The 17,514-nt window shown below is 63.7% G+C and carries 15 protein-coding genes; all 15 read right to left on the reverse strand.

The features are described 5' to 3' along the window. Window positions 1-51: 51 nt before the first annotated feature. Window positions 52-2,772: an AAA family ATPase gene (locus tag TQ38_RS16715; protein WP_043974731.1), complete on the reverse strand. Its 2,721-nt coding sequence runs from the start codon at window positions 2,770-2,772 to the stop codon at window positions 52-54. Between the two features lie 221 nt (window positions 2,773-2,993). Then, window positions 2,994-3,191, reverse strand: a complete 198-nt coding sequence (locus TQ38_RS30000) for a hypothetical protein (protein WP_162792270.1) — start codon at window positions 3,189-3,191, stop codon at window positions 2,994-2,996. 333 nt (window positions 3,192-3,524) lie between these two features. Beyond that, complete coding sequence (locus tag TQ38_RS16720) at window positions 3,525-3,857, reverse strand: UrcA family protein (protein ID WP_043974733.1); 333 nt, start codon at window positions 3,855-3,857, stop codon at window positions 3,525-3,527. Between the two features lie 130 nt (window positions 3,858-3,987). Continuing rightward, on the reverse strand, window positions 3,988-4,383 hold the full coding sequence (locus TQ38_RS16725) for a hypothetical protein (protein WP_240198108.1): 396 nt from the start codon (window positions 4,381-4,383) through the stop codon (window positions 3,988-3,990). Window positions 4,384-4,631: 248 nt separating this feature from the next. After that, a complete protein-coding gene (locus TQ38_RS16730) occupies window positions 4,632-5,570 on the reverse strand; it encodes a LysR family transcriptional regulator (protein WP_043974736.1) in 939 nt (312 codons plus the stop codon). A gap of 177 nt (window positions 5,571-5,747) precedes the next feature. Continuing rightward, a complete protein-coding gene (locus TQ38_RS16735) occupies window positions 5,748-6,686 on the reverse strand; it encodes a hypothetical protein (RefSeq protein ID WP_043974738.1) in 939 nt (312 codons plus the stop codon). Between the two features lie 39 nt (window positions 6,687-6,725). After that, window positions 6,726-8,507 carry an allophanate hydrolase gene (gene atzF, locus TQ38_RS16740; protein WP_043974740.1) on the reverse strand — a complete coding sequence of 594 codons (1,782 nt, stop codon included), beginning with the start codon at window positions 8,505-8,507 and terminating at the stop codon, window positions 6,726-6,728. Further along, the gene (gene uca / locus TQ38_RS16745; protein WP_043974742.1) at window positions 8,504-12,100 is read right to left on the reverse strand and encodes an urea carboxylase; all 3,597 of its coding nucleotides are present in this window, start codon (window positions 12,098-12,100) and stop codon (window positions 8,504-8,506) included. Before uca ends, atzF begins: the two co-directional genes overlap by 4 nt. Further along, window positions 12,097-12,735, reverse strand: a complete 639-nt coding sequence (locus TQ38_RS16750) for an urea amidolyase associated protein UAAP2 (protein ID WP_043974744.1) — start codon at window positions 12,733-12,735, stop codon at window positions 12,097-12,099. Before TQ38_RS16750 ends, uca begins: the two co-directional genes overlap by 4 nt. Window positions 12,736-12,751: 16 nt before the next feature. Next, window positions 12,752-13,576: an urea amidolyase associated protein UAAP1 gene (locus TQ38_RS16755; RefSeq protein WP_043974746.1), complete on the reverse strand. Its 825-nt coding sequence runs from the start codon at window positions 13,574-13,576 to the stop codon at window positions 12,752-12,754. Continuing rightward, the gene (locus TQ38_RS16760; RefSeq protein WP_043974748.1) at window positions 13,576-14,052 is read right to left on the reverse strand and encodes a CopG family ribbon-helix-helix protein; all 477 of its coding nucleotides are present in this window, start codon (window positions 14,050-14,052) and stop codon (window positions 13,576-13,578) included. The genes TQ38_RS16755 and TQ38_RS16760 overlap by 1 nt, the downstream gene beginning before the upstream one ends. Before the next feature lie 23 nt (window positions 14,053-14,075). Beyond that, on the reverse strand, window positions 14,076-14,846 hold the full coding sequence (locus TQ38_RS16765; RefSeq protein WP_043974750.1) for an ATP-binding cassette domain-containing protein: 771 nt from the start codon (window positions 14,844-14,846) through the stop codon (window positions 14,076-14,078). Beyond that, on the reverse strand, window positions 14,843-15,658 hold the full coding sequence (locus tag TQ38_RS16770) for an ABC transporter permease (RefSeq protein WP_043974752.1): 816 nt from the start codon (window positions 15,656-15,658) through the stop codon (window positions 14,843-14,845). The genes TQ38_RS16765 and TQ38_RS16770 overlap by 4 nt, the downstream gene beginning before the upstream one ends. A gap of 37 nt (window positions 15,659-15,695) precedes the next feature. Then, complete coding sequence (locus tag TQ38_RS16775; RefSeq protein WP_043974754.1) at window positions 15,696-16,778, reverse strand: putative urea ABC transporter substrate-binding protein; 1,083 nt, start codon at window positions 16,776-16,778, stop codon at window positions 15,696-15,698. Between the two features lie 205 nt (window positions 16,779-16,983). Then, on the reverse strand, window positions 16,984-17,493 hold the full coding sequence (locus TQ38_RS16780; RefSeq protein ID WP_205316157.1) for a CopG family ribbon-helix-helix protein: 510 nt from the start codon (window positions 17,491-17,493) through the stop codon (window positions 16,984-16,986). Between the last annotated feature and the right edge of the window lie 21 nt (window positions 17,494-17,514).

Here is a 17,514-nt window from a genome sequence, read left to right on the forward strand (position 1 = left end):
GGCGGAGGCGGGGCGAGGGTCAGCCGAAGTTTCGCCGGTGCCTGAAGGGCTTTAGGCGCCGGTTTCAGCGCCAGTTTCGGACGCGGGTATCAGCCCGCGTTCCTGCGCCACGCGCACGGCATCGCGCCGTTTGTCGACGCCGATCTTGCGGAAGATCGACTTGAGCCGGTACTTCACGGTATCGGGCGACATGCCGATCAGGCGGGCGATTTCCTTGTTGGCATAGCCCCGGCTGAGGTGCCCGAGGATTTCCGCTTCCGCCTCGTTGAGGGCGCCGTCCTCGCAGGGTTGGGCCTGCGCCGCGATAGCGCGCGACAGCGTAGCAAGAAACTGGGCGCGGTAACGGTTGGCCTCGCCGGAACCCGTACTAGCGTCGTTTATCGCCGGCGCCGTGAAGCGCTGCCAGTCGAGGAAGGGGCGCACCAGCGACTGGAACATGGACATGCCGATCGCCTCGTCGAAGGTGGCGCGCATGTCCGCCCTGTCGCCTGCTGCGCACTGGGCGGCGCATTGCAGGATCAGCGCATCGACCAGCGTGCGACCGGCCCCGTGGCGGGCGGCCCAAGCCTGCAGAACCGCAAGATCGGCGAGCGCCCCGGCGTGATCGCCCGAGGCGATGCGCAGCGCCGCGCGGCAGGCCGCCGCCGCCGTGGCGACGGGGCGGTAGATCGGGTTTTCGAGCGCCATCCCGTCCGCCAGCGTATCGAGGTCCAGCGCGTCGGCGCAGGCCTGCGCTTCCTCCAGCGGCGCTGTGCCGGCGATCAGCAGTTCCAGCCGGCACAGTGCCGCCAGCAGGCTGAGCTGCCGGAAACGGCGGACGGCGGCGACCCTTTCGGCGCGGTCAAGGATCGCGAAACCGTCCTGCACCGCATGGCGCGCTGCGGCGCAGCGGGCGGCGGTGAGGTAGGCGGCGGCCAGCACGTCCACCCAAGCGTCGGACTGCTGCTCCATGTGCGGCAGCGCCCAGTCGAGCAGGGCCTGTGCCTCGTCGATCCGGTTCTGCTCATACAGCAGCGCCGCCTCGAAAGCGGCGCTATTGGCAGCCAGATCGGATCGCGGGCCGAAGTTGACATCGATCAGGCCGCGCACGTTGCCCATGATCGCGGCGGCATCGTTGATGCGCCCCTGTGCATGGCGGATGCGCGCTTCGAGGAAATGGGTGAACACCTCGCTGTAGAGCGAGCCCAGCGCCTGGTAATGACCGCGCGCGTCTAGCAGCGGGTCCAGTGCGCGTTCGATCCAGCCGCCTTCAAGGTACTTCGCCGCCAGCGTCTCGGTGAAATTGGCGAGGACGAGGTGGTCGCCCGCCGGCAGCGCGCGTAGCAGTGCTTCGCGGTCGCGCAGGTCGTCCAGCGTAACCGGCAGGTTTTCGTAGTCCGCCAAGGTATCACCGACCACGCGGAGTTCGGCGCGCAGGCCGGCAGGCGCATCGCCGATCTGCGCAGCGAGATGGTCGTATGCATCGCGCGCGGCGGTAAGCAGGCCGTGCTTGATCTGGATATAGATCGCCGCCAGCCCAAGGCGCGGGCTGCTTTCCACTTGTGCCGGCGAAAGCCCGGCCAGCGCGGTTTCCACCATGGCGAGGTGGCCTTGCGGGATCAGCCGCCAGCCGCCGCCCTCCTCGAGAATCTCGGCTACAATGGCGCCGTCGTGCGCCAACAGCGCATGGTCGATCGCGGGCGAGATCGCGCCGTGGGCGGCGAAATGCCGCGCCGCACGGGCCTGGAGCACGCGAAAGCGGCCGATGTCCTGCCGGGCCAGCCGGTCGCGCAGGTATTCGGCGAAAAGCTGGTGGTAGCGGAAACTTTCGCGCGCCTCGCTGGCGGGGGTCAGGAACATGCCCTGCTGCTCCAACCGGTCCAGCACCAGCCAGCCGTCGCTGCGCTCGCAAAGCGCGTTCACCATCTCGCCGGTCAGCCGATCTACCAAGGCGGTGCACAGTACGAGGTCCTGCGTTTGGGGCGGCAGCGAGGTCAGCACCTGCTCCGAAAGATAGCGCGCAAGGTCGGAACTGGAGCCGCTGAAGCGCTCCATCAGCTTGACGTGGTCAATCCCGCGTTTCAGCGAAAGCGAGGTCAGTTGCAACGCGATCGGCCAGCCCTCTGAACGCTCGACAAGCCCCAGCAGGGCCTTCTCGGGCAATACCGGAACCTGCGCGCGGCCCAGCATCGCCTCGGCTTCGGACTGGTTGAATTTCAGGTCGTCGCTCGTGAACTCGGTCAGTTGCTCCTCGGCCGCCAGCACCGACTGTCCCAGCCACGGGTAATCGCGCGATGCGATCACGAAATGGCAGTTGCTGGGCGCCAACCGGATCAGCGAGGCAAGGAAAGCATTGACTTCGGGTCCTTCGGCGCGGTGAAAATCGTCGAAGATCAAAACGACGGGGCAGCTTTCGCGCGCGATGCGGTTAACGATGGCCGATAGCGCCGTGCGCGGCGGTAGATCGGCAGCCACTTCGTCTACCGCAGCGCCCCCAGCGGTTGCGGCGGCGGTCCCCAGCCCATCATCGAGTGCCAGGAGAATATAGCGGGCCAGACGCTGGAGATCGGCTTCCTCGCGCTCCAGCGTGAGCCAGCCGATGAGCGTTCCCCGCTCCTCGCAAAGCGCGCGCCATTGCGAAAGCAGGCTGGTCTTGCCGTAACCGGCGGGCGCATGGATCAGGGTCATGCGGCGCGCGAGGGCTGCGTCGAGCCGGCTCAACAAAAAGTCTCGGCGGATCTGACTACCGAGCCAGATCGGCGGCGCCACCTTGGTACGAATCAGCTCATCCACGCGTCAAAACCTGCCCCGAAATTCGATTGCGATTTTTCAGACGCGCTCCCCCTTTGCAAAGAACCTAAGCAAGACGAGCCTCAGGTCAAGACCGTAGCCCTCTACCCGATTGCACGCACACGCTTACCCGTACATTGATGCAGGCCCCGTAGTGAGCGTTGAGAAAGAGATTATGCACGATTGCAACGTTGTAGACGTCGTTGGTGTTTCGAGCTGGACTTTCAAGTTACCAGAGGAAACGGAACTTGTGTTCGCCAGACGTCTTCACGCCGAAGACGCCGCCCTTTTTCATGAACAGATCGATCCACGTCTTCGCGGTACATGCGCCAGACCTCTTCCTCGCGGCGCAGTTCGATATCCAGCGCGGCGCGGCGAAAGCCCGAGCACCCATGGCGGCGGGTAGAGACCTGAAGCATCATGCACCGCCGCAAGCCTGCTTCCCGTCTGCAACCTCGATATTTTCGGACGACGGGCAATGCCCGTTCAGGACAAAATGTGGCGGATCACCATAATTGACACTCTACAGGGCGTGTAACCGTGGCATCGGTCATCCGCAGATTGTCGGCGAACCGCCTCTACGTCGCCCACGCGGCCACGTGCAGCATAGTCGACCCGACCGGTTTCTGGCTGGTGCCATCGATGCTGGCAGCACTGCCCAGCGGGTCGCCGTCGTATGCGGCCCACCGGGCGATCAGCAATGAAGGTCCGGTGCAGCTAAGCCAAAATCCATCTCGGCGCCGACACGACGAAGGTCAGCGTGCGGAGGCTAGCAGAACCTTGGAAACGCCCGAAGCATTCGCCATGCGGGCCTCGATCCGGGCCTTGATGTCGGCCTTCACGGCGGTGCGGCACTCACTCGCGCGCTGTTCGAGAGCGAGATGCACACTCGCCAGACGTTCACCGCAAACGGCGCGTGCGGCCTGATCCATGCGGATAGACAAACGCTGCTGGCCGTCAACCGTGGCAAGATCGAGCCCTTGAAGCTGGACGACAGCACGGTCCTGAGCGAAAGGATTTTCGTTAGGGGCAGCCGACGCTGCAGCGGCGAATGCGAAAGGGGCCAAGGCCATAAGACCAATCTTCATCATCTTCTCCTGAACACATATCGAGGACCGCTCTAACGGCGACCGGCCCCTCATAGCGCTAGGCTGAGAAGTTGACAATCAGATGATCGGATGATCGGCATCCGGATAAGAAATCGCTTAAGCTGAGAACCTATCGCGTGCCGATGACCAGCGCTGCAAAATCCGTGACATGGCCCAGCAAACCGATCGGCAGACCCGCCCGACTAGTTGTTTCATTACCTGTTTCCGGGTTGAGAACCGATACCTGGATCGTCCGCGCTCGTGGCAGGGACCATTCGCGCACCGTTTCTACTGGCAGGCTTACCCGCCAGGCTTGCCGCCCCTCTACCGCAACCGAATGACCATTGATGCTGACCTGCGACGCCGCATCCTCCCGGCGACCGGATACGAGGAGGCAGCTTGCCTTACCACACGAAACTAGCTTCGTGCCGGCATCCGGGGCAGCCATCGCGCCGGGCGCAAAGGCCATGATCAAGGCTGCGACGCCTGCTGCCTGCGCCCGGGCAACACGACGAATTGCCCGCATCAGCGGTCTCGCTTTTGGCTGGAAGCACCGCCGATGGCCTGCGCCCGGGCTTCAATGCCACGAATAATAGTCCTCAGCCCGAATGCGCCAATCATCGCGGCGCTGCTGGAGAGGCGCTTTTTGCTTATGGACCGGAAAATCGTCCTCGGGCTCATGTGCGGCCCTCCCTTGCTCGGCATTGTTCGAGACTGGGCAAGGAACGGTCATCGAGGCAGAGGCAAATTCGCAATGGCAGACATAGATGGAGTCTATGACCTGCGCTGTGCACGAATACGCCGGAACACTTCGTCCACGAAAAGTTGCGTTGCGGTATCGCGAGCCGGCTCGGATCGCGCCAGCAGGAAAATGTCGTAGGAGGGCTCGAAATCCGCGTGAAGCAGCGGCCATAGCGCGCCTCTTGCCACTTCGGCCTGAACGGCGGGAACCGGCAGGAAGCCGATGCCGACACCGCAAACGATCAGCCGCCGGGCCTCGTTTATATCCTCAGCCAGCCCGGTCACTTGCGTGCCCAGCCCGTAGCGTCGCCGCAGCTGGGCGATCGTCTCGATCTCATCCTCGCCAGTGAGTACGAAGCCTTCGTCTTTCAACTCCTTGGGCTGGCTGATGCGATAGCCGAAAAGAGGGTGGCTGCGGGCGCAGTAAAGTTGCTGGCGCTCCACGAAGAGCGGCTCGTAGGCAAGGCTGCCCCGCACGCTGCTGTCATAGCCGATGCCGACTTCCACCTCGCCGTGTTCCAACGCATCGAGCACTTGTCGCCAGGGCGAGACGCGGATTTCGATGTGGATGTTCGGATTGCGCCTGTGGAAGCTCGCCAGCGCCTGGTCGAATTCATCGGAGACGATGCCTGATACGATCTGGATGCGAACGATGCCTTCGACACGTCGGGTTGCCTGGGCAACCTGGTGCGGCACCATACGCGCCGCCTCCAGCATGTCCTCGCATAGCGCCATCAGCGCCTTGCCGGCGGCGGTCATTTCAACGCCGTTGACGGACCTGTGCAGCAAAGTTGCACCGACATGGTCCTCCAGCCGTTTCAGCGCGGCGCTTATGCTTGGCTGCTGCTTGTTGAGCTGCCTTGCCGCAGCCCCGATACCGCCGGCCCGGACGATATCGACAAAGGTGCGCAGCAGGTTCCAGTCGACGCGCTTTGCGAATTTCTCGTCGATCAACGGCGTTCGTTCGCTCATGCGGCGTCTATCCCACTAAGGCGAAACCCCGCTTTCGCGAGGACTATTGCCGATCCTGGTCGAGAGAATCCGACCTTGTCGCCTAGTCATAGGTCAAATTGATGGAATTGCGCAAATCTGCAGCATTTTCATTATGCCTTGAGAGTTCGAGTGCTTCCGAGTGCAAAAAGAACGCTGTTAATGCGCCGGCTTGAACTTTAACATCGACTTCGGCCACCAAGACAGGGTGTGCTCGTCATGGGCTGACGTCCAGAGGCCTGCACGGGTATAGCGCAGAGCGCCGCTTCCCGCCGCCTTGCCCATACGCTGCTCGATCGCCAGCGTCTTGGCGTCGATAATTACAAAGACCTGATCGTCGGTAGTGCGTAGCCAGACCTTCCCGCCGCCGATGTCGATATCGCCCCACTTCAGGTTGTCGCCAACCTTGATACGGCCGGTCAATTCGCCGCTGGCAGGCTCGATGCGGGCGACAGTGCCATCGCCCTGCTCCTGCACCCATACGGCGCCTTCGCCGGCGGCGAGAAAGCCCGGCTCCTTCCCCAGCGCCGTTTTTCCGGCAACAGTATTCGTCTTGGGATCGATACGCTGCAAAGACTGCTGCGACGCGCTGACGGCCCACAGCGATCCCTGTCCGAATGCGAGATACCAGGTGCCCGGGTCAACGGTGACGGAGGCCGTGACGCTGTTGCTGACGGGGTCGACCCGCGCGATCATGCCCTTGTCGTCACTGGCGACCCAGATCGCCCCGTCCCCCGCCACGACGTTCAGCTCACCTTTGGGATTGGCGATGCCGGTAGCGATCGTAGCGGTCAGTTTCGCCGTGCGTATGTCGATCCGGTTGAGCGTGCCCTTCTCGCAATCGGCAACCCAAAGCGCACCATGCGCGATGGTCATGGCGCCGCAGGGGTGATCCATGGCAACTTCGGCGATCTTGCCCTGACGAGACCAGTGTTCGACCCGCCCCTTGTTGGTGGCCCAGACCGTCTTGCCGTCCACCGCGAGGAAATCCGCGAAGCCCGGCACCGTGATGACCTGCTCACCCTCGGCATAAGCGGCAGGTGAAATGGCGGCGATCCCGGCAATCGCCGCCAGAACCATCAGCTCGAACTTGCGCATGTTTCCCCCCTTTGGTTTTCCTGAAGTATGCTGCCTGTATTACGCCCCGCGCGCGATATAGGCGCGCCATCCCCCGAGGCTGGTAATATCCTCAGCGCCTGTCAGCGCGCGCGGTTCGGAGACGAAGCCTTTCACGCTGGTGCCGTCGGCCAGCGTGACGGTGCCGATCGCGAGCGGCGCGGGAACGTCCACCACGAAGCTGCCGAACTCGGCGACGCCCATTTCATAGACCTCCACCTTGATTGGCGCGCCATCCTCGCTGTGCACCAGCGCGGGTTTGGGGGGCACGCTTTCCGCCATCGCATAAAGGCGATAACTGGGCGCGGTATCGAAAGCCCCCACGAACGTCGCCTCGCGCGAGGTGAGCTGCCAGTGGAGCGGCATGTCCTTCAGGTGGGCGCCGACGACGGCGAGTTTCACTGTTTGCATCTTTCCCTCAAGATCGAGTGGTGGTGGAGACGGAAGGTTTGCGGCGCCAAGATAGGCATCTGCCGCTTCGAGCAGGGCGCGGTCGCTGTCGGCCGGGCCGATCAGCGTGATCCCGAAGCCGGTGCCGTTGGCGCGTATCCCCGCCGGCACGGCCAGCGCGGCCATGTCCAGAAGGTTCACGAAGTTGGTATAGGCCCCAAGATTGCTGTTGAGGGCGACTGGCGCAGCCAGCATTTCCGAAACCCGGTACGTCGCGCCGGTCGTCGGGAATGCCATAATGTCGATGGTCTTCCAAAGCTCGTCTGCGTGACGCTTGATCTCTGCAAGGCGATAGATGCCGCCGAACAGATCGACCGCGCTCACAGCGGCGCCCGGCTCGACGACGCTGCGGACCACGGGGTCGATGGCATCGGGATCGCTCGCCAGAATGTCGGCCATGGCAGCGGTCCGCTCCGCCACCCAGGGGCCACCGTAAAGGAGCTGCGCGGCTTCCTGCAGCGGGGCGTAGTCGATCTCCACCAGTTCCGCCCGCGCCGCGAGGTTTTCCAGCGCACGATCATATAGATATTCGGATTCGGGATCGCCGAACCAGTTGCGCTGGCTACGGCGCGGTACGCCGATGCGGGTTTGCCCCCGCGAAATGTCGGCCAGCGGCTTTGAGTAAGGATCGGCCGGATCGAAGCCCGCAACGACCTGATCGACAAGCCTCGCGTCAGCGGTATCGTCAGTGAAGACGGTGATGCAATCAAGCGTGCGGCAGGCCGGGACCAGACCGCGCGTGCTCCACCTGCCCTTGGTCGGCTTGAAGCCGATCAGATGGTTGAAAGCAGCAGGCACGCGGCCCGAACCGGCGGTATCGGTGCCTAGCGCAAAAGCCACGACCCCGGCGGCGACCGCGACGGACGATCCCGAACTCGATCCCCCGCTTACATAGGCAAGGTTGGAGGCATTACGGGGGATGCCGTATGGACTGCGCGAACCGTTCAGCCCGGTGGCGAACTGGTCGAGGTTGGTCTTGCCGATGCACAGCGCTCCGGCAGCCAGGAGGCGTTCGATGACCCCGGCTGAGCCCTCGGGGCGATAAGCGAAGGCGGGGCAGGCAGCTGTCGTCTCGAAGCCCGCAACGTCGATATTGTCTTTCACTGCGAAGGGTACGCCCGCCAGCGGCAGGGTTTCGCCGGCGGCAACACGGGCATCGATGGCGCGGGCGGCGGCAAGGAGGTCCTCGCGCGGCGCCCGGCTGATCCATATCTGCGGCTGGACAGCGTCATAGGCGGCGGCGCGGGCCAGAGTATCCTCGGCTATGGCGACGGCGCTGGTCCGTCCTGCATTGACGGATGCGGCGATCCCGGCCGCGCTGAGGCGCTTGAGCGCAGGGTCCAGCCCGGTCATGCGTGCCGCCTCAGCGCCAGCATTGGCGCGCCGGGTTGCAACGACTGCCCTTCGCGCATGTAGAGTGCCGCAACCGTGCCCTTGCCGGGGCTTTCAACCGAAGTTTCCATCTTCATCGCCTCTATGACTGCGATCTTGTCGCCTGCCTCCACTTCGTCACCAGCGGCGACAAGCAGCCGCGTGACACTGCCCCCGTAGGGCGCTTCGACCAGGTCCGATCCATCGGGAAGGTCGATCGCGGCCTCCTCCGGCACATCGATCTCGCCCAGATCGGCCGCATGGTCGAACTCGCCGCGCCGCTGCCATTCGGCGCGCTCCTCATCGAAGGCGGCCTGTCGCCGTTCCTGAAATTGGCCGATGCCTTGTGCGTTTTCGGCCAGAAAGGCGCGGTAGTCGGCAAGGCGGAATTCGGACGGTTCGATGCGTAACGAACGGCGCCCGGCCGGAAATTCGCGGCGCCAGTCGGCAAGTTCCTCGGCGCTCACCGCATAGAAACGGATTTGGTCGAAGAAACGCAGCAGCCATGGCTTGCCTTCCGTGAAGGCATCCGTCTGCCGGTACGTATTCCAGACCTGGATGGTCCGGCCGAACAGCTGGTAACCGCCGGGCCCTTCCATGCCGTAGATGCACATATAAGCGCCGCCGATGCCCACGACATTGGGCGGCGTCCAGGTACGGGCCGGGTTGTACTTGGTGGTGACAAGGCGGTGCCTGGGATCGACCGGGGTCGCCACCGGCGCCCCGAGATAGACGTCGCCCAGACCCAGAACGAGATAGTTCGCCTCGAAGATCAGATTCTCCACGGCGGCGGCATCGTCCAGCCCGTTGATACGGCGGATGAACTCGATGTTGTCCGGGCACCACGGCGCATCGTCGCGCACGGTCGCCATATATTTCTCGATCGTCTCGATCGTCGCCGGATCTCGCCAGCTTAGCGGCAGGTGCACGATGCGCGAGGGGATCGTGAAGTCCTCGAGATCGCCCAGTCGCTCCTCGGCGCCCATAAGCGTTGCCAGGGCAGATCGCGGGTCCATCGCTTGGCCATCGAAGTGCAACTGCAGCGAGCGGATGCCGGGCACGATGTCGATGATGCCCGGCAGAGCCAGCCGCTCCAGCTCCGTCATCAGGGCCTGAACGCGGATGCGCAGTTCGATATCGAGTACGATCGGCCCGTATTCGACCAGGATGTTCCGGTCGCCCTGCTGGCGATAGACGGTGCGCGGCCGGCCGGGCCCCTCCGCTATCTCGGCCAGAATGGGCGACAGCGTTTCCACCGCGCGCGCCTGGGTCGGCGCGGGCACGGCGCCGGAGCCGACGAGCTTTCGCTGCGCCGCATCCGCTTCGGTCGCATCCGCTATGCCCACGGGCGCGAAACGCAGCCGGTCGCCGGGGGTCAGCTGCCCGATTTTCCAGCGGTCGGCAGCGATCACCACGAAGGGACAGACGAAACCGCCCAGCGAGGGACCATCGGGGCCCAGGATAATCGGCATGTCGCCAGTGAAATCGACGGCGCCGATTGCATAAGGATTGTCGTGAATGTTGGAGGGGTGCAGGCCCGCCTCTCCGCCATCCGTGCGTGCCCAGCGCGGCTTGGGGCCGATCAGGCGCACACCCGTGCGATTACTGTTGTAGTGGACGCGCCATTCGGCGGCGAGGAACGACTGGACATCGTCATCCGTGAAGAAGTCCGGTGCGCCATGCGGGCCATAAAGAACGCGCAAGGTCCAGTCAGTCGAGATTTCCGGCAAGGCAACCGAAGGCAGGGCTTCGTCGGTTCCCTCTCCGCCCAGATGCAGCGTATCGCCTGCCAGCAGTCGGCGCGCGGCATGGCCGCCGAACTGGCCCAGTTCGAAGGTGCTGCGGCTACCCAGATAAGGCGCGATGTCGAGACCGCCTGCAAAGAGCACATACCCGCGCATACCCCCTGTCGAGGCACGGCCCATGGCCAGCGTCTGCCCGGCGCCGACATCGATGGGAACGCCGCGCAAAACCGGCGCGCCGTCGAGCGTGGCGCCGAAATCGGCGCCCATGATACATATCCGCGCAGGCGCCACGAAGGCCAGCGTCGGCCCCGTCACGGTCGCTTCCAGCCCTGCCGCTCCTTCCGGATTGCCGAGCAGCCGGTTGCCCAGGCGGAACGACTGATCGTCCATCGGCCCCGATGGCGGCACCCCGACGGCCCAGAGCTTCTGGCGGCCCGGCCAGTCCTGCACAGTGGTCGCGGTCCCCCCGCTCACCACGCGGATCGAGCGAGGTTCGTAGGCAATGGCGTCCAGCACGCGGGTCGAAACCTCGCCGCTGACGAATGCCGGAGAGCGCACCACGTCGCGCAGCCAGCGCAGGTTCGTTTCGATGCCGTCCGCCCGGCTCCTGTCCAGCGCTGCCTGAGCGGCCTCGACCGCCTCGGCCCGGGTGGGCGCGTGGACGATCAGCTTTGCCAGCATGGGATCGTACCAGGCGCTGACCGTGCTGCCCGAAGTGCACCATGTCTCGACGCGGATGTCGGACGGAAATTCCAATGCAGTCAGCGTGCCCGAGGTCGGACGATAGTCGAGCGACGGGTCTTCGGCGTAAAGGCGCATCTGCACAGAATGGCCTTGCGGGGTAGGCGCTTCATGGTCGAGGAAAGCGAAGTCGCCGGCAGCCCCGCGCACCATCCATTCGACCAGATCGATGCCCATCACCGCCTCGGTGACGCCGTGCTCCACCTGCAGGCGGGTGTTCATCTCAAGGAAGAAGAACTGCTCCCGGTCGGCATCGTAGAGGAACTCCACCGTTCCCGCCGAACGGTACTGCGCCGCTTCGCCAAGCCGGACTGCCGCGCCGATCAGCTGTGCCCGCACGCTTTCTGGCAGGAGCGGCGCGGGTGCTTCCTCAACGACCTTCTGGTTACGCCGCTGCAGCGAGCAATCGCGTTCGCCGAGCGCCATGACCCGGCCCTCGCCGTCACCGAAAAGCTGGACCTCGATGTGACGCGCACGCCTGATGTAGCTTTCAAGGAAGACGCTGGCATCGCCGAAATTGCTCTGGCCCTGCCGCGCCACGGCGGCGAACCCTTCGCGCAGGGCTTCCTCGTCCTCGCACACGCGCATACCGATGCCGCCGCCGCCCGCCGTTGCCTTCAGCATCACGGGGAAGCCGATCTGGCGCGCGGCCAACACCGCTTCATCCTCGTCTGTGAGCAGGCCAGTGCCCGGCGCCAGCGGAACGTCGTGGGCAGCGGCCAGCGCGCGGGCGCTATGCTTCAAACCGAAAGTGCGAATGTTCTGCGTAGTGGGCCCGACGAATACGATGCCGGCTGCCGCGCAGGCTTCGGCGAATTCGACATTCTCTGCCAGGAAGCCATAACCCGGATGGATCGCCCCAGCGCCCGTCTTGCGAGCAGCCTCAAGGATCGCAGCGATGTTCAGGTAGCTATCGGATGCCCGCGCGCCGCCGATGCAGACAGCCTCATCCGCCTCGGAAACGTGGTTCGAGCCCTCGTCTGCCTCGGAATAAACGGCAACGGATTTGAGGCCCATGCGCCGCAGGGTGCGGATGATGCGGGTAGCGATCGCGCCCCGGTTCGCGATCAGAACGGTGTCGAAGCTCATGCGGCGGTAACGATCATGCGCACGGGCGTGGGATTGAAACCGTTGCAGGGGTTGTTGACCTGCGGGCAGTTGGAAACGACGACGACGACGTCCATTTCCGCCCGCAGGTCAACAGTCAGGCCCGGCGCGGAAATACCGTCGACGATGCCCAGCGACCCGTCCGACTCTACCGGTACGTTCATGAAGAAGTTGATGTTGGAGACGATGTCCCGCTTGCCCCGGCCCTCGGTGAGATTGGCTTCGAGGAAGTTCTCTACGCAGGCATGTTCAGCCTTGGTGTGATGTCCGTAGCGCAAGGTATTGGATTCGCACGAACAGGCGCCGCCGATAGTGTCGTGATAATCGACCGAAGTCGCCGCGATGGTCATCATCGGCCGCCCCTCGTTGGACAGCAATTTTGTTCCAGCACGCAGGAACAGGTTGCCCTGAGCGGAAACGGTGTCCTGAGCGCTGTAACGCTCGGCATCGTCTTCGGCGGAATAGATCAGGAAATCGACGGCTTGGTTACCTTCGAGATCGACGATACGAAGTGTCTGGCCGGCAGCGATGTGGTGCAGCCACGGCGCGCGCGCGGGTACGACCACGTCGTGGATCACGGCGCCGGCAAGGCTGGACAGATGGGGATCGGCGGTCATTGAAGCCTGTCCTTATTCAGCGACGGAAGTAGTCTTCGGCGTTCTGGAAGGCGCGCAGCCCTTCCGGCGTGGCAGTGCGGATCGGATCGTCTTCCGGTGTCACCGCACCGCGCCAGGCCGAGGCCCGCAGCGGCGTCACTGTCCAGTCTTCACGCGGGTCGAGGACGTGCGGGCAGTTCGCGATCACTACGATGACGTCCATTTCCGCGCGCAGCACCACGCTGCGCCCGGGGGCAAACGGTCCGATCTGCGGCGTGATCGTGCCGTCAGCCTCGATCCGGGCGCCCTTGAACAAAGTCACGCAAGGATGAACGTCGCGGCGGCCCAGGCCGTGCTTGGCGGCGCCCAGCAGGAAGCGATCGCGCCCGCTGGGATAATTGCCGCTATTGCTGCCGTCGCCGTATTTCGCCGCATTGGTCGCGGCGTTGGACGTGCCGCAGAACGTGTCATGTGTACCCGCGTCGTCCTCCAGGATGCTGAGCATAACGCGGCCCATGTCCGACAGCAGCAGCTTGCCGGCGCCAAGATAGGCGTTCCACTGAACCTTGACGGTATCCGCCACGTTGAGCCTTTCGGCCGGCATTTCCGCATTGAAGACGAGCAGCGACGCGCAGGCATCGCCCTTAACGTCGATCAGCCGCAGGCGGGCGCCGCGCGATAGCCGGCGCGTGGCATAGCCGCCGGCAGCGATCGTTTCTTCCCACAGCAGGTCGGCCGCTGCGACTTCGGGCGGCAGGTCCTGCGCCACCGGAGGCAGGATCGGCATGCTCTCGGTAACAGTGCCTTTCATGCCCCGCGCGTGATCGCGGGCAGCAAGCGGGTTCGCCAGAGTATCGGTCATCAAATCACTCCGATCGGTTTGGAGGTGCCGGCTTCCTGTTCGTGTAGAGGCGGCAGGAGCGAAGTCGTGGTTACAAGCTCAAGCTGCTGAACGCCGCGCACCCGCCTGATAGCGTCGCACAGTTCCTTCAGCCTTACGGCTGGCCCCTGGACAAGCAGGACTTCGAGGGACTGGTCATCCTCCAGCACGACATGCTGAGAGGAGATGACCTCCTTGAGATACGTGGCCTGTGTCTGCGACAGCAGGTGGCGAACGCGGCCGCGCTCGCTGCGGTAAACCAGGGTAATCGTGCCGGCGAGCATCTCGTCCGGACGGGTAAGCGATTCATGCTCGGCAAGCGCATGGCGGATCAGCTCGGCGATGAGCTGGGAACGAGAAGGCAGGCCGCGTTCCGCCACCATCGTGTCGAGCTGTCGGAAGAGGTCTGCCGGGAGACTCATGCTGAGCCTGGCAAGGCTTGCGGATTCGGAGCTCATGGAGAGGGTCTCTCAATTATTACCTATTCAGTCAATGGTAATACTGCTTGGTTGTCGAGAGAATTTTCAGTTCGATCACGCATGGGCAGATCGTAGACTACGGTAGCGCCGAAACGGTGGGGGGCGTGTGGGTCGTGACGGCGCTTGTCGAGCGCCAACACACGGGTTCCCAGAGTGAACGCCTCGCGAATGTCGTGCGTCACCATGATGATGGTCAGTGAATAGTCGCGCCACAAACCGCGGATAAGCGCATGCATATCGGCCCGGATACCGGGATCGAGCGCACCGAACGGCTCGTCCAGCAGCAGGATACGGGGCCGCTTCACAAGCGCTTGGGCAATCGCGAGGCGCTGCTGCATGCCGCCTGACATCTGCGCGGGAAAAAGGTGCATGCTGTCGCCCAGCCCCACCGCCGTAAGCATAGCCGCCGCTTCATCCTTGGCGGCGCGGCGCGCGGCGCCGAACAGGCGCCCGGTAAGCGGGGCCTGCGCGCATTCCATGCCGAGGATCGTGTTCCGCAGCGCCGAGAGGTGCGGAAACACCGAGTAGCGCTGAAAAACGACGCCTCGATCGGGCCCGCATTCCGGTATCAGCGGCGCCCCGTCGAGCAGGATGGTGCCGCGCGTCGGCGCTTCCTGCCCGAGGATCAGGCGCAAAAAGCTGCTCTTGCCCGCGCCTGACGGTCCGATGATCGAGACGAAGGACCCGGCCTCGATATCGAGATCGAGTTTCTCGATAATGATCCTGTCGCCGTATTCGACCCACACGTCGCGAAGGCTGAGTAGAGTGCTCAATGGCTTTCTCCATGCGCCCAGGGGAATAGCCGCTGGCTCAGGAAATTCAGCGTTACGTCCATGACGATCGCCAGGATCGCAATCCAGGCGACGTAAGGAAGGATCACGTCCATCGAGAGGTAGCGCCGAACGAGGAAAATCCGGTATCCAAGGCCGACATCGGAAGCGATCGCCTCCGCCGAGATCAGGAAAACCCATGCCGGGCCAAGTGACAGGCGCATCGCCTGAAGAAGTCGCGGCATGGCCTGAGGCAGCGCCACGCGGATGATAACCTGCCAGCTACTCGCCCCTAGGGTCTGCGCCTTGATGATCTGCTCTCTTGGCAGAGCCGCCACGTGGGCCGCGATGTCGCGGATCATGACCGGCGCGATACCCACGACGATCAGGGCAACCTTGGCTGTCTCACCCAGCCCCAGCGCGATGAACAAGATGGGCAGCAGGGCGATTGGCGGGATGACGGCAATGCCCGTCACCAGCGGCCCCAGAGTGGCGCGCACCGGCGGCAAGGCGCCGAGGGCAAGGCCAGTCACGATCGCCAGCACCGTGGATATACCCAAGCCGATGCCCAACCGCTGCAGGCTCGCCAGCGTGTCCGCCCAGAACAGCAATTGTCCGGTAAGCTGGTCCGGCTGGAAGATCAGCGCGGCCATGCTCTGTGCCATACTACCCGGCAGCGGCAGGATCTTGTCTGCCGGGTTCGCGGCGTGGCGACTTGCAGCCATGACGATGTAAAGCACCGCCAGGACCAGGATCGGCAACGCGCCGAGCATCACACGGTCGCCTCGCCCGATTTGACGATTCACCCAACGCATATCGTCATTCCATTTCTAGGAAGCGGGGTTACAGCGGTCAGAGCTTTCCGTCGGCCGCCAGCTTCATGTAGCTTTCGTCGAAGCGCAGGGTCACATGCTGGGGATCGCCGAGCGTCTTGCCGCCCGGGAACGAAATGCCCACCGCGTCGGCCGAGGCGGCGCCCTTGAACAGACCCTTGGAGAAGCTGAAGTCGCGCACGCGCGTCATCGTGGTCACCAGTGCCGGGGCGGCGGTGGCCGCCACCGCCGCCTTGGGGTCGGCGTAAAGGTACGTAGTGGTGAGCTGGCTGTCGAAAGCCTCAGGCGTTGCACCTGCCAGCTTGGCCATCCCCGCGCGGGCAGCCTTGCCTTCGGCATCCTGACGCTTCATCAGCGCCACGGTATCGTACCAGATGCCGGCAAGCGCCTTGCCCAGATTGGGATTGGCCTTGAGCGTGGCGGTATCGACCACCAGCAGGTCAAGAATTTCGCCCGGAATGTCTGCGGAGCTGAACACTTCCTTCGCGCCGGGCTGGGCCTTCATAGTGGAAAGCTGCGGATTCCAGGCAACCGCTGCGGTAACGTCCGCGCTTGCGAAAGCGCCGACGATATCTGCATCGCCGGTATTCATCGTCCTGACGTCGCTCATCGACAGGCCGACCGAACTCAGGCCGCGGGCAAGCAGATAGTGGGAGACCGAAAGCTCGACGAGGTTGACCTGCTTGCCCTTGATGGCCTTCAGGTCGCCCGCGCCCTTCATCAGGATACCGTCGTTACCGTTCGAATAATCGCCGACGATGATGGCGCTGGTATCCTTGCCGCCAGCGGCAGGAATCGTCAGCGCATCCATGTTGGCAACCGTTACACCGTCGAGCTTGCCGGCAGTGTATTGATTGACCGATTCGACGTAGTCGTTGACCTGAACGATGTTGATCTTGATGCCGTACTTGTCGGCCCACTTCTTCACGATCCCCGCCTGCTGGGCGTAGGGCCAGGGCATCCACCCGGCATAGATCGACCATCCGATATTGAATTCGGTGCGCTTTGCCGAGGCATCGCCGGATGTCTGCGAGCAACCGGCGGTGAAAAGCGCTCCGGCCATCATTGCGACCTTGGCTATTCTACGGATCGATACGATCATGACTCGGGTCCCCTTTCGCAATGCAGCATCGCCGCGATTTGAAAGGTTGTCCATCAGAAAATATTACGACCTTATGAGTCTGTAATACTGAACGGGCGTTATGCCCGTTGCAGAGCCAATCCCCATCGACACAAGGCGCGAGGACGATATCTCTGCAATCACATCGGCAAGATCGGTTCCGGCCCCGCGAGAACCCGGCGTCCGGTCATGCAGCGATTTCATTCTTGGGTTGCTGCCTTCGGGGGCGCACGGCATCTTCGTGCTCACGGCCTTCCTGCTCGTGGAGCGGCGGCAGCAGCGCGGTGGTGGTAACAAGCTGAAGCTGATGCACGCCGCGAATGCTGCGCAGTGCGTCACACAAGTCTTTCAACCGGGTTGCCGGCCCCTGCACCAGCAAAACTTCAAGCGACTGGTCATCTTCAAGAAAGACGTGCTGGGACGAGATGACTTCCTTCAGATACTCGGCCTGACTCTCGGCGAGCTGCTGGCGAACCCTACCCCGGTCTCCCCGGTAGACCAGCGTGATCGTGCCTGCGAGCATCTCTTCGGGACGTGTCTGCGCCTCATGCTCGGCAAGGGCATGGCGGATCAGTTCGGCAATAAGCTGCGAACGGGAAGGCAGCCCGCGTTCTTCGACCATGACGTCCAATTGGCGAAACAGCTCGGCTGGAAGGCTCATACTGAGCCGGGCAAGACTGCCGGGGTCGGTGCTCAAGCTGCGTCCCTCTCAACCATC

Origin of the sequence: Novosphingobium sp. P6W, assembly GCF_000876675.2 — a bacterium.
Taxonomy (GTDB): Bacteria; Pseudomonadota; Alphaproteobacteria; order Sphingomonadales; family Sphingomonadaceae; genus Novosphingobium.